Source organism: Acinetobacter sp. 12966 (genome assembly GCF_031196995.1).
In the GTDB taxonomy this organism is placed as follows: Bacteria; Pseudomonadota; Gammaproteobacteria; order Pseudomonadales; family Moraxellaceae; genus Acinetobacter; species Acinetobacter geminorum.
In genome coordinates, this window is the sequence record NZ_JAVIMC010000106.1 from 1 (window position 1) to 20425 (window position 20425).

Consider the following 20425-nt stretch of genomic DNA (forward strand, 5'->3'; position numbering starts at 1 on the left):
CAAAATTTAGAACAGTCCCTTAAGTGAGAATTATTTTTCTCAATATTTACTTATAGAATTTAAACGCCCTAAGCACCCTCTAGCTTTTGCTGATTATCAACAAGTCACTCATTATAGACATGATTTCTTACCATATACTAATAAAGACATAAAAGTGATGCTAATTGGTGGAAAAAGATCATCTGAATTAACTAATAGAGTTTATTCAGAGCCTAATGTTGAAATTCTAGTATTTGATGAAATCATCTCAACTGCAAGAAATCAATTAAATTGGCTTTTAAAAGAGTTAGGTTCAAAGTAACCACTAAACCGAAAAAAGTTTTTATAAATTTAATTACTTTTCAGAGTGAATAAACCAACCTCTCCTCTCAGGAGAGGTTTTACAAAACCCCATGCCCTAACAACATCTCAACCCCACTCACCTTTTTCATATGCTTTAAACGCTCCTTTTCCCATTTCACCTGCTGCTTTAACTCAGCACAATCAGCATCTACAGCTTTATAAACATCACTAATATGCACATGTTCTGCTTTTACATTCTTGGCTAACTGAAAAGAGTCCAAAATTTCAGCTATTTGACTTTCAAGCTGCTGACTTTGTGCATCCAAAGCCAGTTTATAAAACCGCAACTGTTCGGCTGATAGTTCTTTAGTACCTTGCCCTTTATTCTGTTCAAGCTGTAACTGAAGTTTGAGTAAATAAAACAAATCCTGCTTTTCGTAGGCCTGACTTGCCTGTTGGAACAGCTCCGTTTTTTCTAATTTTTTAGTTTCATCTTGCTCACGGTCTGGGTGAATCATCGCAGCAATTTTTAAATAAACTGTTTTGAGTGACTGCGCTGCCATTTGCTCAGCTTGTTCACGTTTCTGTTGCTGTCTTTGTTGTTTGGCTTGTTCCCGCGCTTGTTGTTGCTCGGCAGCATATTGTTCAAAGTCTTCATCAAATTCTGCACTTTGCTCAGCACTCTCATGGTATTCAAATTTTATTGACTGAGCTTTCTTATTCTTTTTTACCGACTCCCCTGCATGTTGCTGATAAAAGGTATCGATCTGCTTCACTAGCTCTAATTGTTCAGCAGACAACATTTTGGAGCGCTTCAACATTTGTGCAAGCTGGGCAATTTTTTCGTCTAGTTGTTGCATGTCTGCTTTGGAAAAATCATGGCTATGCAACATATTCCAGAGTTGATCCAACTGCTGAAAGAGCACAACATGCAAATCGCTGTACACAGGCATCAGTTTTTGCCGAATGTGCTGTTGAATCTCGGCTTGCGCATTTTGCCATGTGCTTAGGCTAACTTTTTGCTGTTCTATTTTATTAATCAGGCGATTCAGTTTTTTCTGCTGTGCAGACGGTTCAGACCTTTGCTGCAAGCTCACTTTGAGATCAAAGGACATACTCATCCACCTGAAAAAGAAAAAGTGTATCAATAATCAGATGAGGAAGGTAGCCAAGCATTCTTTAAGTGTTAAGAGGCCTAAAATTTATATCTTAAGAAATCCACCAAATCACCAGTGGCAAAGTCACGGCAGCACATAGAGTTTGAAAGCTAATCACAGCTGCCATAAGCTGACTATCGCCACCCAAAACTTTGGTTAAAATGTATGAAGCTGAAGCAGTCGGTAGCGCAAAGAAAATAACTAGAATTTGAGTTTGTAAGCTTGGCAAACCAAACCACATGCAGACCGCGTAAGCCAAAGCAGGTACTGCTAAAAGTCGTGCAAACGTGTCTGCCGCCAATACCACAATGTCTTTTTTAATTTGCATAAACTGTAAAGCTGCGCCAACACATAACAAACCTAACGGCAAACTCGACACTGAAAAAAGCTTAATAAACTGAGTAAATCCTTCCCAAATCGGGATATGCAATGCATTGACTGCCGCCCCAACTACACACGATGCAATTAAAGGGTTTTTAAGGAGTGCAATCAAAACAGGTTTAATTGCCATGTGTTCTTTAGAAGTTAAAGCAAGCACCGAAATAACGTTCACAAGCGGAATGCAAAGCGCCAATAAAATTGCCAGTATTGCCATTCCTTCACTTTTAAAAAGCGAAGTGACTAAAGCCAAACCAATATAGGTATTAAAGCGAACCATACTTTGTACGTGCACACCAAAACGTGCAGGTGGTATGTGGCAAAACATTCGGAGTATGTATAAAATGGCGGTCACAGCTAAGACCACAATCACCATCGCAATGATGGCTGTACTCAAGCTTTGTAAATCAATTTTTGCGGTCGATAACGTACTAAAAAGCAAAGCTGGAAATAAAATATAGTAATTAAGCTTCTCTGCCCCAGCCCAAAACTCATCGCTAAAAAAGCGATATTTTTTAAATAAGTATCCCGATGCAATTAATGCAACTAAGGGAAAAAGAGATAAAACAATACTATTCATTTCTTTACTCGAGTTTTGTGGAGGTTTGCTGTTTGGCAATAACCTTGACTTACTCATATATTAAAGATAATGAAAACTCATGGTAAAATGAGTTTTTACTCATAACAAATACCACATGACATTTACCCAACTTGAAATTTTCGCACTCATTGCAGAACTAAAAAGCTTTACGGCTACAGCAGAAAAGTTGGGAATTTCTCAGTCAGCAGTTTCTCATGCGCTTAAATCATTAGAACAACAATGGGGTATTAACCTGATTTCAAGAACTCAAAGCGATATTGAGCTCACCACGACAGGTCAGCAGTTATTGACCCATGTAAAAGAGCTATTGAGTATTTCCGATACCTTAGAAAAAGAAGTGGCTGCCATCCATGGTTTAAACGAAGGAACATTACGTATTGGATCTTTTGGGGCTTCATCCTCTATTTATCTATTGCCTGAAATTTTAGAAACCTTTCGGCAACGCTACCCTAAAATCGAAATTTATATTGATGAAGGTGAAGATAAAGAAGTTACCCAGTGGTTATTAGAACGGCGCATTGAGGTTGGTTTTTTGATTATGCCAGATGAGCGTTTTGATACATTTCCATTAATTGAAGATCGTTTTGTTGCCTTAATTCCAAGCGGTTACCCACTCGCTCAGCAACTCTATATTGATCCAGCCCAGCTAGAAAATTGCCCTTTTATTATGACAATGGCTGGCAGTCGACATCAGGTCGAATTAATTTTAAAAAACTTTAATGTGAAACCAGACATCAAATTTTATGTTTCACAAATTCTAAGTATCGTTAGCATGGTTCACAATCAATTAGGGATTTCGATTGTCTCTGATATGGTGCTCACCAAAGAGTTACTCTCACTCTATCCAAATGTAGTTAAACGTCCTTTTAAACCGAACCTTAAACGTTCTATTGGCCTCGCAGTCAAAAATAAAAAGCACATGAGCCCCGCTGCGAAAGCTTTTATTGAAGTCGCGCAATCGGTTTGGTCTGATCATTAATTGAATATAGATAATTTTTAAAAAATTTAATAACGATCTCTTTCAGGACAATTTATAAGCGTATTAGATGACTTGTAACGTAAAAAGCGCCAAAACTGCTCCTCTTTAACTATATCGACGCACCATTTATCGCCAAAAACTCTTTATTTAATCCAAATTGGTGCGCTTATTGCATATTCACTTTTATGCAATTGAGTTTGTTTCGACAAACTTAGGTTTTTAGATTCCTTAAATCTATTTTGGTGCAATTTACAGACCCAGATTTGTTCCAAAATGGAATTTAGCACTTTTTTCGAGCATGCTATGCAAAATGTAGATCTATTTTTCTTATTACTTGGTGCAGTTTTGGTTCTTGCCATGCACGCAGGTTTTGCATTCTTGGAACTTGGTACGGTTCGCCATAAAAATCAGGTGAACGCACTTAGTAAAATTCTGACTGACTTTGCCCTTTCTGCAATCGCATATTTCTTTGTTGGCTACTACATCTCTTATGGCCAGCACTTCTTCCATGATGGTACGGTTTTATCAAGTGATCATGGCTATAATCTTATGCGTTGCTTCTTTTTACTCACTTTTGCTGCGGCAATTCCTGCCATTATTTCGGGTGGTATTGCTGAACGTGCAAAAATGCGTTCACAAGCAATTGCCACACTCGCTTTAGTTGCGCTGGTATATCCATTTTTCGAAGGTATGGTCTGGAATGGCAACTACGGTCTGCAAAAGTGGTTAGAAACAACCTTTGGCGCAGCGTTTCACGACTTTGCGGGTTCAGTCGTAGTTCATGCCATGGGCGGTTGGATTGCACTTGCTGCTGTGATTTTATTGGGTGCACGTTCTGGTCGTTATAAGAAAGATGGTCGTGTAAGTGCTCATCCCCCTTCTTCTATTCCATTTTTAGCGCTTGGCTCATGGATTTTAATTGTTGGCTGGTTTGGCTTTAATGTGATGAGTGCGCAGCGTGTTGATGCTATTTCTGGGTTAGTTGCGATTAACTCGCTCATGGCAATGGTTGGCGGTACGATTACAGCTAATGCGATTGGGAAAAATGACCCAGGCTTCTTACACAACGGTCCACTTGCAGGTTTAGTGGCAATCTGTGCAGGCTCTGATATTGTTCATCCAATCAGTGCACTTGTGATTGGTGGTGCAGCTGGGGCTATGTTTGTGTATCTATTCACCTATACTCAAAACAAACTTAAAGTTGACGATGTGTTAGGTGTCTGGCCTTTACACGGCGTATGCGGAGCATTTGGTGGTATTGCAGTAGGCCTATTTGGTCAACAATGGCTTGGTGGTTTAGGCGGCGTATCGTTTGCCTCACAACTCATCGGAACAGCGCTCGCGATCGCTATTGCACTTGCTGGCGGCTTTATTGTTTATGGAATTCTTAAAGCGACCATTGGCATTCGCTTATCTCAAGAAGACGAGTTTCGTGGTGCAGATTTGTCTATTCATAAAATTTCGGCAAACTCTGAAGAGGGTATGTTTTAATACTTTCTAAAGTGCTCAAAGCGACGATACTTCTCGTCGCTTTTTTATTTTTTAAAGAAGATTGAATGTCTTTCTTCAGTATAGTTTAAGAGCAATTTAAGTTTTATTTTATGTAATGCCATTACTCACAATCTAATTGATGTTGCATGGCATGAATCAACAAAAACAATTTTTCCAGATTAATATCATTCTTCTGTTTTTCAGTTTTTTCCTGCTTTTAATTGTTTTTCCAGTGGGTGGGAAAATTGATATGTACCTCATCCAGCCTTGGATTGATTCAACAGGTCATTTTTTCAATCGAGACAATTGGTATCTGGAAAAACTTAATCATGAAATTGTAAAACAGATCATTACTGGTATTTATGTCATCTTTTTTGGCCTATGGCTTGCGTCATTTAAAATTGAGAAATTAAAGCTTTATCGCTGGCAATATGGTTATATGTTTTTTGTGAGCATGATTGGTAGCGGTATAGTTGGCTTATTAAAATCTCAATCAGCTCATGCCTGCCCTTGGAATATGGTTCATCCGACTGCTTTAAGTTATGTATGGGATTTTACTGCGAAACATGGGCATTGTTTTCCGGGCGGCCATGCAAGCGCTGGCTTTATTTTAATGACAGGTTATTTTGTTTATCGTCTTGAGCAACCGAAACGTGCCTATTTTTATCTCATTGCAGGTATTCTATTAGGCTTTATGATGGGATGGGCACAAATGATGCGTGGAGCACATTTCCTAAGTCATAATTTATGGACAGGTTGGGTCATTTGGGCGGTAAATATCTTATTTTACGCCGTTTGTATTCACCGCTTTGAATTTGAGAAACAAATCAAACAAGAACTTGCATAAATCAAGTTCTTGTTTCGTGAACATGTAAAATCTTTGGAAGTTTAACCAAGACCGAAAGTCCACCAAGCTCTAAACTTCGGTCTAGTGTCAGTGTCCCACCTAACCGTTGAGTTGCTCGGTCAACAATGGATAGACCTAAACCACTGCCCACTTCAAGGTGGTGGTGTACACGATAAAAACGTTTTAAAACTTTATCATAATGTTCTGGGTCGATCCCCGCGCCGCTATCTTCAATTTGTATACATGCATCGCCATCTGTAGCTGTGAAAACTGAAATATTAATCATCCCTTCATGAGGCGTATATTTAATTGCATTATCAATTAAGTTAAAAATAATTGAATGAACTGTTGGCTCAACACTATGCATTTCAATTGGCTCGTTACGAACAAAGCCCAAGTCGATCTCTTTTTGCATAGCCAAATTAACAAGCTGTTCAACACAATTCAAAGCGACATCATTAAGCTGAAAAGCCCTCGTTGGCTCAATCACACTTAAAGAAACATCCTGCTTAGCTAGCGCTAAAAGCTGTGTCACCAAATGCTGAATACGCGCTAATCCTTTACTCAAATTTTGCAGCGATTCATGCTCAGGAAGCTGACTAATTAAAATCTTGGTTTGTAAATTTAGAGCAGTCACAGGAGTTCTGAGTTCATGGGCTGCATCTGCAATAAACTGTTTCTGCTCATTTTGTGCTTTAGAAATGCGCTCAAAAAGACGATTCATTTCATCAATTGTAGGTAGCAGTTCTTGAGGATAATCTGAGACTTCAATAGGCGTCAGCTCTTCTGAGTCACGATGAGTCAGTTCATTTTTAAAGTCATCTATCGGCTTTAAACCTCGGCGAATAATTGCAGCTAAAGCAAAAATAGCAAATGGTAAGATAATCAAATATGGAATGAACATGCTACCTGCAAGTTCCCAAGCAAAAGCCTCACGAACTTTTTCTTGCTGGCTAATCTGAATCTGGTAATCCTTTAATGGCAAAACATAGGTACGGATTAAGCCATTACTGGTTTTATGTGAGTAAAAGCCAGCTTGTGTAACAGGTGGAACCAGTAAATGGAGATGGTGTGATAAATGGGCTTGATCTTTATAAGCCCAAATATCTACAAATAGATCTTCTTCATGATAAGTTTTATGAAAATCAAACTCACTGCTTACCGTTTTCAATGGATATTCAGCTGTTCGTTCAGCCAAGTAACGCATTTGCGTATCTAAAATTTCATCAACTTCTTGAAGTGCAACTTTATAAGCAGTAAAAATTAATATACAACCTAAAATGACACTGAAAATTGAGGTGCCCCAAATCAGCCGTTTTTTTAATGAATAATGCACTGTTAAGAAGTTCCAAAATTAAGTTACGATTGCCCTAAACGGTAACCCAATCCTCGAATAGTTCGGATAAAGTCTTTCCCGAGTTTAGCTCTCAGGTGATGCACATATACTTCAATCGTATTACTGGTCACATCACTATCGAAATCATATAACTTATCTTCAAGATTTGCTTTAGAAAAGATTTTATTTGGATGGCTCATTAAAGGAATAAGAATTGCCCATTCACGATTAGACAAATCAATACGCTGTCCTTTAAAGGTAGCAATGTGCTGTTCAACATTTAAAACCAGATCACCACTTTGTAAAAGCTGCTCATGATTCGCAAGCTGAGCCTCTACCCCACTACGGCGTAATAGCGCATGAATACGAGCGAGTAACTCATCAAACTCGTATGGTTTGATCAAGTAATCATCTGCACCGTGGTTTAAGCCATCAACACGGTTCTGTAACTGATCTCGTGCTGAAATAATTAAAACAGGAGTCGCTGCTCTTTGGCGGATTTGCTTTAAGACCTGCATGCCGTCCATCATCGGTAGCCCTAAGTCCAAAAGAATTAAATCGAATTTATTTTTAGCCAACTGGGCTAGGCCATCTAAGCCATTATTGACCCACTCCACTTCAAATTGATGATATTGCAGCAACGTTATTGTTGACTGTGCAATCATAAAATCATCTTCAATCATCAAGATTTTTGTCATGTTTTAGGCTCGCTTTAATTCACATGGGCACAAGAGTGCAACATATCCAGTTGAGGGTTGATGACCTGAGTTCTTACATCTAACAAACTTAATAAGCTTGGGAATAAATTATCCTGACTTAACTTTTCTTTAGTTTGTTGGCTTAAACAACTTACTTGTGCAAGATTATGTTGTTTCCATTTATCAGAAAACCACATTATCATTGGTACATGTGTTTGTTGACTCGGTGCAATTGCATACGGTGAGCCATGTAAATATAAACCATGTTCACCAGTTGATTCACCATGATCAGATAAATACCATAAACCTGTTTGATATTTCGATAAGTCTTTTAGATTATTAATGATCTGACTTAATACATGGTCTGTATATACAATCGTGTCATCATAACTATTTAATAACTCCGTTTGAGAGCAGCCCTGTATCGCATTAGTGTCACAAGTCGGTTTAAACGGTTGATATTGGGCAGGCGCACGCTTGTAATAGGCTGGACCATGACTTCCGACTTGATGTAAAACAATCAGGCGTGGACGGATGTCTTCTTTAGGAATAGTCGCTAAATACTCATTTAAGCTATCAATTAAAATATCATCGTAGCATTCGCCGTCTTTACACCATTTTTGCTTTAAATTTTCTGGTATTTGGTATTCCTCCACACGATCACAAACCCCTTTACACCCAGAATTATTATCAATCCAAGTCACTTGGTAGCCCGCACGCTTGGCAATGTCTAATAAACCTTCACGATGACTTGCAAGTTGTTCATCATAGTCAACACGTGGCATGCCAGAGAACATACATGGAACCGACACAGCTGTTGCTGTACCACATGAGCTAACTTGCGAGAAATTCAAAACCTTCTGTTTAGAAAGCTCCGGATTCGTATTTTTCGAATAACCATTTAATGCAAAACTTTCTGCACGTGCAGTCTCGCCTACAACTAAAACCATTAATTTAGGCAAGTTGCTTTGTACTTGCTGAATTTGATGAGCATCTTCACCATAGTGTATTAATGGCAAGTTCTTCTTAGGTGCCTTTTTATGATAATAAGACATTAAAGATGAAATACTATTTTGAGGTGAAATCATACCTTTTAGATCACGATGCTCACGAAAGATCGCTGCGAAATCAACATAATAAACAAATAGCAAAAGACCAACGATTGCGACAGAAGCAATGATTGAACTAATTTTTTTCAACAATAAATGAGATGTTTTTTCTTTTTTAAGTTTTACCTGAGTAATTAAAATAATAGGTAAAACAACAAAGAAAACTGTCCAGAGTCCAAAACGTAATGAAATTAGATCAGAAACTTCAGATACATCGGTTTGTATCATATTTTGAATCTGATCGGGCGAGATAATTACGCCCAAAGTATTCACGAAATAAGAGCTAAAACCACCAATCACGACCAGTAAAATTGCAAAAATTTTAGCGGTCCATTTCCAGCTTAAAATCTGTAAAATCGCATAATAAGCAGCAACCACAATAAGTACAGTAGCAGTTAAAAATAGAATAGCCTTTATTCCAAAATATGGAGTTAAAAGATGGACTTGGCGATAAAAACCAATATTTAGAATTGCCCCTAACCAACTGGCTATAATAAAGTTAAACACAAACAGTGAAATCTGTTTATTTTTTAAAGTGGAAAAAAAATTCAGCATCTTGGGTGACTACAATCTTTTTATGATGCTTTACTGTAGAAATGGAAACTTAAAAATGACTTAAATAAAAAATGATCTAATTCAAAGACCTTAATACATGCTACTTTTTTAAATTTTGTATAATAAAAAGACGAGGTTAAATTTAACCTCGTCTGTGAGCTTTTAACCAAATATTGTTGTTAGAAGCTATATTTAGCCATTAAACCAACACGGTTATCTTTGTAAGACTTACCATCAAAAGTATCACGTTTACCGTTAACGTATTCAACACCTAAATCAATTGGTTTAACTGGTGTATAGATGAAATTAATCCATGCTTGTTGAACTTTTTCATTCCCTGCTGCATATGCTTTAGCATAATCAGTGCCGTCATCAGAGAACTGAGCACCGTACGCTAAAGTAGAACGTAAGTTAGGTAAAATCTTATAAGTTCCACCCACTTGTACAGCTACAAATTCATTTTGCTCAATATCACCATCTACAATTGTATAGGCCTTATTACTACCATATAGATAATTACTATTACCTACCACATAAGATGCATCAGCAAATAGTTTTAAAGGATCAGATACTTTAAAGTCGGTACCAACAGCAACACCCCAACCAGTTTGGTTGTCACCACCAGCTTTTGATTTATAGTTTTCAACTAATGCACGAGCTGAAGCATTACCTTTTCCATCAGCATAACCTTGAGTTACTTTGGCAGTTAAGACTGGTAAGCTATATTTAATACTGTCATTTACCCAAGCACCATCTGCATCTTTTGTACCAGAAAGACCAGTGCTATCACCTTCTTCAGCAGCTACAAACAATTGAGTTGTTGGCCCAAGTTTATAGTTATAACGTACTTGTGGTACACGCGTTGTACCACCACCAATGTTTGTCGAGAAATCGATCATTTCTGGTGCATGGTTAGACAAGAAGTTTGAAGTTGTTTGACCAAACAACCAGTTGTTATACGTTAAGTAAGCATGACGAATACGTAATCCATCATTCGTACCCGCAAAGTCAACCTCGATTTTACCACCTACTTTGGCATTACTTACTGGAGCAGTAAAATCTAAACCAAGGCGAGTCGTTTTCGCTGTAGCACGAATTTTATCAGTCGCTTCACCTTTTGACTCAGCTACTTTATTGAAGTCATTATCTGCACCTTCAATAATATAGTTAGCATCTCCACGAACAAAACCATATAGGTTCACATCAGCACCCGCTTTAGACTTTAATGATGCTAAAGGTGAAACTGGCGCAGCAGCTTGAGGTTGTGCCTTAACTTCTGCTAACTGTACTTGCTGTTGCTGCTGTACTTGCTGTTGTTGTTGCTGAACTTGACGTTGTTCTTGAATTAAAGCTTTAAGCGCTTCAACTTCTTTACGAAGCTGTTGAATTTCCGCTTTGTCGGAAGTCGCAGCATGTGCCCCACTCATCATTAAAGCTGTTACTGTAAGAGCTAAACTTTTAATAACGAAAGATTTACGATTAAGGAATAGATCCATCAAAAACTCCTAAAAATATATTTTATGTTGCCTATCCATGCCAAGTTGATTTACGCCATTAAATTAGGGGCTAAAAAATCAACTCTCCTCCACATTGGTTACATTAATTTTATTACCGCAACCAAAACCAATTTCAACGTTGTGCAAGACTAAAACCGATAACCAAAGACATAAAAAACATACTTTGTCTTACAGATTTTTACCTTAACTTCATGTTGTAACGAATCCTACACAACTCTCTTATCTTATAGAATGATTAAATCGTTATTTCATTATTCTTTTTTAGACTTTAGGCTAATAACCAATCTAATTGAACATTTTTCTGTCCATTTTGATTGATTCACATGATTTTTATTGTTATCCAAATCCATTTTTTCTCCTTTTAGCTTCCATTTGCTACTCAAACAAGATGGCACAATTAATTGAGCATTAAAATAGCTAAAACTATACATTTTAAGAAACATAGACAAATGTATTAGAGCACACTTAGATTAATACTTAATCGACATTAAGTTTCTTTATTTCATTTAGTTAACTTTATTTTTCTTGTAGTTTCGCATGTTTCCAGAAGTAAATAGGCAGTAAACTGAGCACTCCAATAATGACAATAGCTATCAAATAATGGAAATAACCGAGCACATCTCCAATCACCCCACTAAAACTATAAAGAAGACCACTCACAGTCGCCATGACTGAAACCTGAAACGTAAAATCTGTCCCCGCATATTCTTTTCGACTGTAATACATGACTAGAGTCAACATAACCACTAACAGCATTGCCGAGAATGCATCTTCTAAAGCATTGACTGTATAAATAACCCAGACATTCAACTGATTTTTTTGTTCATAGGCATAGGCTAAATAAGCATAGGCTCCTAGACTCATAATTTTAAAAACTGAAAAAACAATTAATGCTATTGGTCTTGAAAAGTACTTAAGCACTCCTCCTGCAATTGCCGCCCCAGCGAGTGCGGCTACTGCACCGAGCATCGTGATATAAACACCAATTTGGGTAAAACTTAGCCCCATATCCACCATTAAAGGTTTGAGTAATGGCCCAGCTAAGCCGTCTGCTACTTTAAAAGTGATCAGCACCACTAACCAAGAACGGAGTTCTTTATTTTGAGAAAAGTAACTCAAATAAGCCTTAATTTTTGTGGTTAGATTTAGTTGATTAAGTTTGAGCTCGCGCTTTGAACGAAAAGTATGTTGAGGTTCTTTAAATAACCAAATAGGTAAAGTATTTAAAAATACTAAAGTTGCTAATAGCAAAAAAGTGGGTTGCCATGTTAACCAGTCTAAGCACCAAAGTACGGCGCCTCCCCCCACAATAAATCCTAAGCGTGAACCAATCACCTGAAATGTGTTACCCCAATGCTGCTGGTCATGTTTCAACAAATTGACTGCTAAAGCATCGGTAGCAATGTCTTGTGTTGCTCCTGTTAAATTCATAAAAAGAAGTGAAATAAAAAAGGCGAATAAATAAATAGGTTGATCTAAAGCTTGAACGGGGAAAAAAGACAAAATGCACAGCACACCCACAGTCAGAAACTGGGTAGGTAAAATCCAACTACGGTAGTGCCCTAGACGGGAAAGTGCATGTCGGTCGACCCATGACGCCCAAAAAATCTTGATTGACCACGGCAACATTAATAAGCCAAAGCCACCAATATGGGCGAGGGATACTCCTTCTGCTCTTAAGATCACGGGTAAAGCATGCGTCATGAACCCGACAGGCAGTCCTTGTGCCCAATATAAGGAAAATAGCAGAAGATAAAGATTTTGCTGCCGCACCATAGAAACCTACTTTTTATTTGTTTAATGAGGAATAACATCAAATGTCATTTTGTTCTTACATTTTGCCAATGAAGCATATATTTCAAAAGATTAAGATAAAACTAGGACAAGTTAAAATTTAAAAAATATGGATCAACATTTCCCTAATTTACCTGATTTGGTGCCTCAACGCGGTACTGCTTTAAGCCGAACACTATTTAAAAAACTCTTTTTAGCGCAAGGCTGGACAATTGAAGGCGAAGTTCCTAATTTTCCAAAAGCAGTGGCAATTATTTCCCCTCATACTTCCAATATTGATGGATGGTATGGCTTTCTTGCAATTTTTGGATTAGGTATTCAAATTACGGTGTTAGGTAAAGATGCCCTTTTTAAACCACCGTTTAAACGAGCTTTAGATTGGGCTGGAGTTATTCCAGTTAAACGTGACACTGCCAATGGACTTACTGAGCAAGTCGTTGCAACCATTCAAAACTATGACAAGATCTGGATTGGAATGGCGCCCGAAGGCACACGTAAAAAAGCAAAAAAAATGAAAAGTGGTTTTTACCATATCGCTGCAAAAGCTCATATTCCCATTGTCATGTTTTCTTTTGATTATGATCATAAGACTATTCACTGTTTAGGGCACTTAAACCCAAGCGGCAACTATGAGGAAGATTTAGAAAAGATTTTTGAGCATTATGAAGGAAAAATTTCACCGAAAAATCGTAATTGGCTTGCTGAACCTTTACAAAATCTAGTGAAAAAAACCTAGCAAAAAATGAACAAATCTGGTCTTATGAGCCCTCTTCATTTATCTCGATGTAGATTAGTTTTTAAAGATGAAAATTGCTCAATTTGCCAGTATTGGATTTATCTCTCTAGCACTATTTGGCTGTGATAAATTTAGCAAAACACCAACACCGACAACCTCAATGAAAGCCCGTGAACCTGTGATTGCACTTGCTTTAGGTGGCGGTGGAGCAAAAGGATTTTCACATATTGGTGTAATTAAGGTTTTAGAGTCTCATGGAATTAAACCTAAAATTGTCACAGGTACCAGTGCCGGTAGCTTTGTTGGAAGTATCTACGCAAGTGGACAAACGCCTTATCAATTGCAAAGTCTGGCTTTGAAATTACAAGAGTCAGATATCCGTGATTTAACCCTGAATCGTCAGGGTATTATTCTCGGACAAAAGTTACAGGACTACGTGAACCGTAACGTGGGTAACAAACCAATTGAGAAATTCCCCATTCGTTTTGCAGCCGTGGCAACACGCCTTGATAATGGTCAAAAAGCTGACTTTATTAAAGGTAATGCAGGGCAAGCAGTTCGTGCATCGTGCAGTATTCCCAACGTGTTCGTTCCTGCAACTATTGGCAAACAGAAATATGTAGATGGTGGATTAGTTAGCCCTATTCCAGTTAAAACAGCTCGTGATATGGGTGCAGATATTGTGATTGCGGTTGATATTTCTGCACGTCCAGCAGGGAATCGCCCAGCCAATATGTGGGGACTACTTGATCAAACCATTAATATCATGGGTCAACAAAGTATTAATGAAGAACTCAAGCAAGCTAATGTAGTGATTCAACCTAAAGTTGGGCATCTAGGTACTCTTGACCTCAAATCAAGTAATCAGGCAATTTTGGAAGGTGAAAAAGCTGCTCAAGCGCAAATACGCCAAGTTGAAACTGCAATTGCAAACTTCAAAAAATCTCCAGCTGCATTTAAGCCTGCACCACGCCCTAAATTCTAATTGAGGTGGTTTTTTTCTATCCACACTCCCCATCATCTGCTACAGTGGTAAAAGTGATATTAAGTCACTTTTACCCATCATAAAGATATATAAAAGAGCAGATCTATGGAGTTTGTTATACAACCTTGGCACTGGTTTGTATTGGGTATATTACTTATTCTTTCCGAACTGATTCTACCCGCCTTTGCCGCGCTTTGGTTTGGTATTGCCGCCATTATGGTGTGCTTTCTCTACTGGTTATTTCCAGATATTAGCCTCACAACGCAAATTGTATTGTGGATAGTTCTGTCAGTGCTATGCACCATTCTTTGGTTCAAATTTATTAAACCATTATCAATTGATAAAACTAAAGCGGGATTACCCCGTGAAGCGACTATTGGTCAAATTGGTATGGTGATTCAAACTGGCCTTGATCATGATCAAATTATTGTTCGCTTTCCAATGCCTATTTTAGGGGCTGATGAATGGAACTGTCGAAGCACTAATCCGGTCAAAGTCGGTGATCGTGTGAGAGTTATTGATATTTCGGGTAATGACTTAATTGTCCAGTCCCACGGTACTTCATAAACATTAAAGATAAAGAGAGGGTATTTTCATGCCAGTCGGTACTATTATTGTTTTAGCTTTTTTGGCTTTTGTGGCTGTCACCATTTTTAAAGGGGTACGTATTGTTCCTCAGGGTTATAAGTGGATTGTTCAACGTTTAGGTAAATACCATTCGACCCTTAATCCTGGGCTTAATTTTGTGATTCCCTATGTAGATGAAGTGGCATATAAAATTACCACGAAAGATATTGTGCTTGATATTCCATCTCAAGAAGTAATTACACGTGATAACGCCGTATTACTAATGAATGCAGTGGCCTACATTAATTTAACCACACCAGAAAAAGCGGTCTATGGTATTGAAAACTATACATGGGCGATTCAAAACCTTGTACAAACTTCGTTACGTTCTATTGTAGGTGAAATGGATCTAGATGATGCATTGTCTTCACGAGATCATATTAAAGCCAAGCTCAAAGCTGCAATTTCTGATGATATTTCAGATTGGGGTATTACTTTAAAAACTGTTGAAATTCAAGATATTCAACCCTCTCACACCATGCAAGCGGCTATGGAAGAGCAAGCTGCGGCAGAGCGTCAACGTCGTGCTGCCGTTACAAAAGCCGATGGTGAGAAACAGGCTGCTATTTTAAGTGCAGAAGGTCGTTTAGAAGCATCTCGTCGTGATGCTGAAGCTCAAGTGGTCTTAGCAGAAGCATCTCAAAAAGCAATTGAAATGGTAACCAGTGCGGTTGGTGATAAAGAGATTCCTGTTGCTTACCTTTTAGGTGAACAATATGTGAAAGCGATGCAAGATATGGCGAAATCAAGCAATGCTAAAACTGTGGTTTTACCTGCCGATGTTTTAAATACAATTCGCGGTATTATGGGAAAACATAATTAATGTGTTTACTTTAAATAAGTATTTGAAAACAAAACGGCGACTACTATGTCGCCGTTTTTTATCTTTTATATTATTGGTTTTTTTAATCTTTTCTGATCTTTCAAAGGGAGTTTTTTTACAACCAAATCATAAGAGTCGCGAATTAAATCTTGAAGTAAATCTCTTGTTAAGTTCTTATGCGGTGTAATCGAAATCCAGTGCTTTTTATTCATGTGATATCCCGGAATAATAAATGAATAGAGTTCCTGATATTCCTGACTTTTATAGGGATCACATTTAACATTAACCATTTTGACGCCAGCGACTTCTGCGGTCAACATGAACATTTTCTCTAAAATTTTAAAAACTTCATAGTCTGGCCCAAATGGATGGGTCTGTTGACTAAAGGGAAGATTACGCGCGATTTCAATTGCAGTTTGATGAAGCTGAGCACCATTCATTCTTTTCTCCCTTATTCATTTCACATGAATAGAAGTTATGAATATTGATTTAATATTATTAATTGGTACGCGCTAAAAGGAATTGTGAAATATCTACTAATTCTTTCGCATCGTCACCAAAATGCGCTAAGGCTTCAAAAGCTTGATCATGCAATTCTTTAGCATAGACCTTTGCTTGTTCGAGCCCCATTAGGGCTGGATATGTCGATTTTTGTACTTGTTCATCCTTACCTGCAGTTTTACCCAAGGTTTCGGTACTCGAAGTAATATCGAGAATATCGTCTAACACCTGAAAAGCTAGTCCAATTGTTTGTCCATATTGACGTAACTTTGGAATTGCTTGATCTGTTCCAGAGAAGATTGTCACTGCACCCATCATAATGGCTGCCTGAATGAGCGCACCCGTTTTATTACGATGGATATTTTCAAGTTCGTCTTGAGTAATTTGCTTGCCTTCAGCTTGCAAATCTAAAACCTGTCCAGAGACCATTTTGGAGCTAGCAGTTGCTAAAATCTGCATTTGTTTTAATACAATCGCAGCATCGGTACCCTGCCCTTGTTCATCAAACAAACGGCTACCTAAAACCTCAAAAGCCATTGATTGTAAAATGTCACCAGCAAGCAAAGCAGTATCTTCACCAAACGCAACATGACAAGTCGGCTGACCACGACGCAGTAAATCATTGTCCATACAAGGCAAGTCATCGTGCGCTAGTGAGTAGCAATGAATTAACTCTACAGCAACCGCCGCACGACGAGCCGCAGCAAAATTTGGATTTGGCTGTAAAGAGGCAGTGGCATAACATAAAGCCGGACGCACACGCTTTCCACCAAGCATAACCGCATGGTGAACTGCACTTTTTAAAGGCTCTGGAATTGAGAATGCGGCCAGTGTCGTCAATAAATCTTGTTGAATACGTTGTTGAGCTTGTTTTAAAACATCCGCATTAACTTGAGAGAGTGATGACACAGTCGCCTCGATAAAATCAGTAGAGAAATTTTATTGAATGTTATGAAGCATTCATGCGCTACATCATACACGATTCACTGTGAAAAGTGCGTGATGAGTTTTCGAAGGCCTAGGTAAAAAAGCCTCTACAAAATGGAGAGGCCTTTTCATTCTTAAGTAACTTTTAGAAACTGTCACCCGGAACGCGTACCCAACCCTCCATTAACACACGCGCACTACGACTCATAATGGCCTTTTTAACAACCCACTGGCCATTTGTAAGTTCAGCTTGAGCACCCACACGTAGTGTCCCAGATGGATGCCCGAAACGTACTGCTTCACGCTCACCGCCACCAGCTGCTAAATTTACTAAAGTGCCTGGAATAGCAGCCGCTGTTCCAATTGCAACGGCTGCTGTTCCCATCATGGCATGGTGTAATTTACCCATCGACAAAGCACGGACCAGTAAATCAACATCACTCTCTGAAACCGACTTACCACTCGATGCCGTATAGTTTTTCGGTCTAGAAACAAATGCAATTTTTGGTGTGTGCTGACGTGCAGCTGCTTCTGAAATATCCTTAATTAAACCCATCTGTACCGCACCATACGCGCGAATTTTTTCAAAACGTGCCAATGCAGTTGCGTCACTATTAATATGATCTTGTAACTCAGTACCTTCGTATCCTAAATCTTCTGCATTTAAGAAAATGGTTGGAATACCAGCATTAATAAATGTGGCTTGAAAACTACCAATCTCTGGAACATCTAATTGGTCAATAACATTCCCTGTCGGGAACATATCACCGCCCTCTTCACCATCATCGGCAGGATCTAAAAACTCAATTTGGACCTCAGCGGCAGGGAAAGTCACCCCATCCAGTTCAAAATCTCCAGTTTCTTGAACCTGTCCATTGGTAATAGGCACATGCGCAATAATGGTTTTTTGAATATTTTTTTGCCAAATTCGAACCGTGCATAGGCCATTTTCTGGAATACGATCGGCATCAACTAAGCCATTTGAAATCGCAAAAGAGCCAACCGCAGCGGTTAAATTACCGCAGTTACCACTCCAATCTACAAAAGCCTGATCAATTGAAACCTGACCAAACAAATAATCAACGTCATGATCTGGCTGAGTGCTTTTAGCGAGAATAACAGTTTTGCTGGTACTCGAAGTGGCACCACCCATGCCATCAATTTGTTTTCCATAAGGATCTGGACTACCAATTACACGTAGTAAGAGCTGATCTCTTGCTTGACCTGCAACTTGGGCTTTTTCGGGCAAATCATCAAGCTTAAAAAAGACACCTTTACTCGTTCCACCACGCATATAAGTTGCTGGAATTTTAATTTGCGGTACTAAGCTCATTCAACTGTTATCCTTACTATTATGTTCTTGTATATCAAAACAAGCATTCTTGTTTACCCATCTCTGCATCTTAAATTGTTTTAAGGCCAAGAGATAGCAATCTGCTTTATACATCAATCGTATTGACGCGAGTATATTTTGTGAATTTAACAATATGCTTGCAATGACTTAATCTAAGCAAAATCTAAGAAAAAAAGTCTATCTGAAATTATATTTTTTAGAGTACTTTTCACTCGAAATAGAAATATTAAAAGCAAGATTATGATTTTAAATAAATTTTACAATTACTTTTCAGTCACGCCTTATTAATTTGTAGTCTAGGCTAAAATAACTCCATCTATTAGAATAATTTACTTATTCATAGTGAGTGAAGACCTTTGACCAACGAATCTTCTACACTTCAACGAGGACTAAAAAATCGACATATCCAATTAATTGCTATGGGTGGAGCAATTGGTACCGGATTATTTTTAGGCTCGGCGCAAGTGATTCAATCTGCGGGACCATCCATTATTTTAGGATATGCCATTGGTGGCTTAATTGCTTTTTTAATTATGCGCCACCTGGGAGAAATGATTGTTGAAGAACCTGTTGCAGGATCGTTCAGCCATTTTGCTTATAAGTACTGGGGGAAATTTCCCGGATTTTTAGCTGGATGGAATTATTGGATGCTCTATGTTCTGGTTGCGATGAGTGAACTCACCGCGGTAGCCAAATATATTAATTATTGGTGGCCTCATATTCCAGCGTGGACGTCTGTCTTATTCTTCTTTGTCGTGATTACGGCAATTAACCTAACAAACGTCAAATTTTATGGTGAGTCCGAATTCTGGCTCGCTATTATTAAAGTTGCTGCTGTTATCTCTATGATTGTATTTGGCCTTTATTTGCTATTTACAGCAGATGTTGGTTCAAGCATTTCATTTAGTAACCTTTGGTCTCATGGTGGATTTTTTCCAAATGGCTTTAGTGGCCTCTTCTACATGTTGGCTTTCTTGATGTTCGCCTTTGGTGGTATTGAACTGATTGGTATGGCTGCGGCAGAAGCAAAAGATCCGAAAAAGACCATTCCAAAAGCAATTAACCAAGTTGTTTTCCGTATCTTGATTTTCTATATCGGTTCATTGGCAATTTTACTTTCATTAGTGCCATGGAACCAATTAGACCTTGGCGGTCTCGATAAAAGTCCATTTGTTATGATTTTTAGTCAAATGGGTATTGGTTGGGCTGCACACTTACTTAACTTTATTATTTTAACCGCGGCCCTCTCTGTTTATAACAGTGGGATGTTTGCCAATAGCCGTATGCTTTACGGTTTAGCTCAACAGGGCAACGCGCCAAAAATTTTCAAGAAAGTAAATAAACAAGGTGTACCTGTACCAGCAGTTTTGTTATCTGCATTACTTATTTTTGGCTGTGTTCTTTTAAATTACTTTGTACCTGAAGATGCTTTAAGTCACTTAATGTACATTGTAGTTGGAGCATTGGTATTGAACTGGGCGATGATCAGTATGACTCACCTTAAGTTTAAATCAGCAATGAAAAAACTCGGTCAAAAAACTCACTTCCCTGCACTTTGGGCACCATTTAGTAACTATTTGGTTTTGGGTTTCATTGCTGTTGTACTCTACATTATGTGGAGCCAAGGCTTTAAAGAGTCTGTAATGATGATTCCGATCTGGATTATTCTTATGTTTATTTTGTTTAAAGTACTTAATGCTAAAGAACAATAATCTGACCCCTTGTACT

19 protein-coding genes are annotated in these 20425 nt (G+C 38.2%); 8 read left to right on the forward strand and 11 right to left on the reverse strand.

What is annotated here, in order from left to right; all coding sequences use genetic code 11:
* Positions 1-380 precede the first annotated feature (380 nt).
* Positions 381-1397, reverse strand: coding sequence for a molecular chaperone DnaJ (locus RFW85_RS16285; RefSeq protein ID WP_309171699.1), 1017 nt, complete (start codon positions 1395-1397; stop codon positions 381-383).
* 94 nt (positions 1398-1491) lie between these two features.
* A complete protein-coding gene (locus tag RFW85_RS16290) occupies positions 1492-2397 on the reverse strand; it encodes an AEC family transporter (RefSeq protein WP_213074815.1) in 906 nt (301 codons plus the stop codon).
* A 115-nt stretch (positions 2398-2512) separates the two neighbouring features.
* On the opposite strand from RFW85_RS16290, the gene RFW85_RS16295 reads away from it, so the two are divergent.
* The 3 genes from RFW85_RS16295 to RFW85_RS16305 all read left to right on the forward strand — a co-directional run bounded on the left by RFW85_RS16295 (position 2513) and on the right by RFW85_RS16305 (position 5735).
* Complete coding sequence (locus tag RFW85_RS16295; protein ID WP_309171700.1) at positions 2513-3397, forward strand: LysR family transcriptional regulator; 885 nt, start codon at positions 2513-2515, stop codon at positions 3395-3397.
* A gap of 303 nt (positions 3398-3700) precedes the next feature.
* Positions 3701-4888 carry an ammonium transporter gene (locus RFW85_RS16300; RefSeq protein ID WP_130119540.1) on the forward strand — a complete coding sequence of 396 codons (1188 nt, stop codon included), beginning with the start codon at positions 3701-3703 and terminating at the stop codon, positions 4886-4888.
* A gap of 139 nt (positions 4889-5027) precedes the next feature.
* Positions 5028-5735, forward strand: a complete 708-nt coding sequence (locus RFW85_RS16305) for a phosphatase PAP2 family protein (protein ID WP_130119539.1) — start codon at positions 5028-5030, stop codon at positions 5733-5735.
* A 1-nt stretch (position 5736) separates the two neighbouring features.
* Here the strand turns inward: RFW85_RS16305 and RFW85_RS16310 are convergent, their stop codons facing one another.
* From RFW85_RS16310 to RFW85_RS16335, 6 genes are all read right to left on the reverse strand, one after another.
* Complete coding sequence (locus RFW85_RS16310; protein ID WP_069141418.1) at positions 5737-7071, reverse strand: ATP-binding protein; 1335 nt, start codon at positions 7069-7071, stop codon at positions 5737-5739.
* A 23-nt stretch (positions 7072-7094) separates the two neighbouring features.
* Positions 7095-7769: a DNA-binding response regulator PmrA gene (locus RFW85_RS16315; RefSeq protein ID WP_032006521.1), complete on the reverse strand. Its 675-nt coding sequence runs from the start codon at positions 7767-7769 to the stop codon at positions 7095-7097.
* Positions 7770-7783: 14 nt separating this feature from the next.
* Complete coding sequence (locus RFW85_RS16320; RefSeq protein WP_309171701.1) at positions 7784-9433, reverse strand: phosphoethanolamine--lipid A transferase; 1650 nt, start codon at positions 9431-9433, stop codon at positions 7784-7786.
* Between the two features lie 179 nt (positions 9434-9612).
* Positions 9613-10929, reverse strand: coding sequence for a DcaP family trimeric outer membrane transporter (locus RFW85_RS16325; protein ID WP_309171702.1), 1317 nt, complete (start codon positions 10927-10929; stop codon positions 9613-9615).
* A 272-nt stretch (positions 10930-11201) separates the two neighbouring features.
* Positions 11202-11393 (reverse strand): hypothetical protein, encoded by a 192-nt coding sequence (locus tag RFW85_RS16330; protein WP_161282921.1) that lies wholly within the window; start codon positions 11391-11393, stop codon positions 11202-11204.
* Positions 11394-11466: 73 nt separating this feature from the next.
* On the reverse strand, positions 11467-12726 hold the full coding sequence (locus tag RFW85_RS16335) for an MFS transporter (RefSeq protein ID WP_309171703.1): 1260 nt from the start codon (positions 12724-12726) through the stop codon (positions 11467-11469).
* A 127-nt stretch (positions 12727-12853) separates the two neighbouring features.
* Here RFW85_RS16335 and RFW85_RS16340 point away from each other — a divergent pair, with 127 nt between their 5' ends.
* From RFW85_RS16340 to RFW85_RS16355, 4 genes are all read left to right on the forward strand, one after another.
* Positions 12854-13480 carry a lysophospholipid acyltransferase family protein gene (locus RFW85_RS16340; RefSeq protein WP_309171704.1) on the forward strand — a complete coding sequence of 209 codons (627 nt, stop codon included), beginning with the start codon at positions 12854-12856 and terminating at the stop codon, positions 13478-13480.
* Positions 13481-13547: 67 nt separating this feature from the next.
* Positions 13548-14465, forward strand: coding sequence for a patatin-like phospholipase family protein (locus tag RFW85_RS16345; RefSeq protein WP_014207516.1), 918 nt, complete (start codon positions 13548-13550; stop codon positions 14463-14465).
* A 105-nt stretch (positions 14466-14570) separates the two neighbouring features.
* Positions 14571-15032 carry an NfeD family protein gene (locus RFW85_RS16350; protein WP_086265300.1) on the forward strand — a complete coding sequence of 154 codons (462 nt, stop codon included), beginning with the start codon at positions 14571-14573 and terminating at the stop codon, positions 15030-15032.
* Between the two features lie 28 nt (positions 15033-15060).
* On the forward strand, positions 15061-15915 hold the full coding sequence (locus tag RFW85_RS16355; RefSeq protein WP_032006515.1) for an SPFH domain-containing protein: 855 nt from the start codon (positions 15061-15063) through the stop codon (positions 15913-15915).
* Positions 15916-15980: 65 nt separating this feature from the next.
* Here RFW85_RS16355 and RFW85_RS16360 read toward each other — a convergent pair whose 3' ends face one another.
* The 3 genes from RFW85_RS16360 to prpF all read right to left on the reverse strand — a co-directional run bounded on the left by RFW85_RS16360 (position 15981) and on the right by prpF (position 18676).
* On the reverse strand, positions 15981-16355 hold the full coding sequence (locus RFW85_RS16360; RefSeq protein ID WP_309171705.1) for an MmcQ/YjbR family DNA-binding protein: 375 nt from the start codon (positions 16353-16355) through the stop codon (positions 15981-15983).
* A 58-nt stretch (positions 16356-16413) separates the two neighbouring features.
* On the reverse strand, positions 16414-17325 hold the full coding sequence (locus tag RFW85_RS16365) for a polyprenyl synthetase family protein (protein WP_032006512.1): 912 nt from the start codon (positions 17323-17325) through the stop codon (positions 16414-16416).
* A 163-nt stretch (positions 17326-17488) separates the two neighbouring features.
* A complete protein-coding gene (gene prpF, locus RFW85_RS16370) occupies positions 17489-18676 on the reverse strand; it encodes a 2-methylaconitate cis-trans isomerase PrpF (RefSeq protein WP_309171706.1) in 1188 nt (395 codons plus the stop codon).
* Positions 18677-19053: 377 nt separating this feature from the next.
* Between prpF and RFW85_RS16375 the strand changes: the two genes are divergently transcribed.
* A complete protein-coding gene (locus tag RFW85_RS16375) occupies positions 19054-20409 on the forward strand; it encodes an amino acid permease (protein WP_002014084.1) in 1356 nt (451 codons plus the stop codon).
* Positions 20410-20425: the final 16 nt, after the last annotated feature.

Bases quoted from the DNA above. Each gene is read 5' to 3' on its own strand.
- RFW85_RS16285 (WP_309171699.1), bottom strand. From the start codon at position 1,397: ATGTCCTTTGATCTCAAAGTGAGCTTGCAGCAAAGGTCTGAACCGTCT.
- RFW85_RS16290 (WP_213074815.1), bottom strand. From the start codon at position 2,397: ATGAATAGTATTGTTTTATCTCTTTTTCCCTTAGTTGCATTAATTGCA.
- RFW85_RS16295 (WP_309171700.1), top strand. From the start codon at position 2,513: ATGACATTTACCCAACTTGAAATTTTCGCACTCATTGCAGAACTAAAA.
- RFW85_RS16300 (WP_130119540.1), top strand. From the start codon at position 3,701: ATGCAAAATGTAGATCTATTTTTCTTATTACTTGGTGCAGTTTTGGTT.
- RFW85_RS16305 (WP_130119539.1), top strand. From the start codon at position 5,028: ATGTTGCATGGCATGAATCAACAAAAACAATTTTTCCAGATTAATATC.
- RFW85_RS16315 (WP_032006521.1), bottom strand. From the start codon at position 7,769: ATGACAAAAATCTTGATGATTGAAGATGATTTTATGATTGCACAGTCA.
- RFW85_RS16320 (WP_309171701.1), bottom strand. From the start codon at position 9,433: ATGCTGAATTTTTTTTCCACTTTAAAAAATAAACAGATTTCACTGTTT.
- RFW85_RS16325 (WP_309171702.1), bottom strand. From the start codon at position 10,929: ATGGATCTATTCCTTAATCGTAAATCTTTCGTTATTAAAAGTTTAGCT.
- RFW85_RS16330 (WP_161282921.1), bottom strand. From the start codon at position 11,393: ATGTTTCTTAAAATGTATAGTTTTAGCTATTTTAATGCTCAATTAATT.
- RFW85_RS16335 (WP_309171703.1), bottom strand. From the start codon at position 12,726: ATGGTGCGGCAGCAAAATCTTTATCTTCTGCTATTTTCCTTATATTGG.
- RFW85_RS16340 (WP_309171704.1), top strand. From the start codon at position 12,854: ATGGATCAACATTTCCCTAATTTACCTGATTTGGTGCCTCAACGCGGT.
- RFW85_RS16345 (WP_014207516.1), top strand. From the start codon at position 13,548: ATGAAAATTGCTCAATTTGCCAGTATTGGATTTATCTCTCTAGCACTA.
- RFW85_RS16350 (WP_086265300.1), top strand. From the start codon at position 14,571: ATGGAGTTTGTTATACAACCTTGGCACTGGTTTGTATTGGGTATATTA.
- RFW85_RS16355 (WP_032006515.1), top strand. From the start codon at position 15,061: ATGCCAGTCGGTACTATTATTGTTTTAGCTTTTTTGGCTTTTGTGGCT.
- RFW85_RS16360 (WP_309171705.1), bottom strand. From the start codon at position 16,355: ATGAATGGTGCTCAGCTTCATCAAACTGCAATTGAAATCGCGCGTAAT.
- prpF (WP_309171706.1), bottom strand. From the start codon at position 18,676: ATGAGCTTAGTACCGCAAATTAAAATTCCAGCAACTTATATGCGTGGT.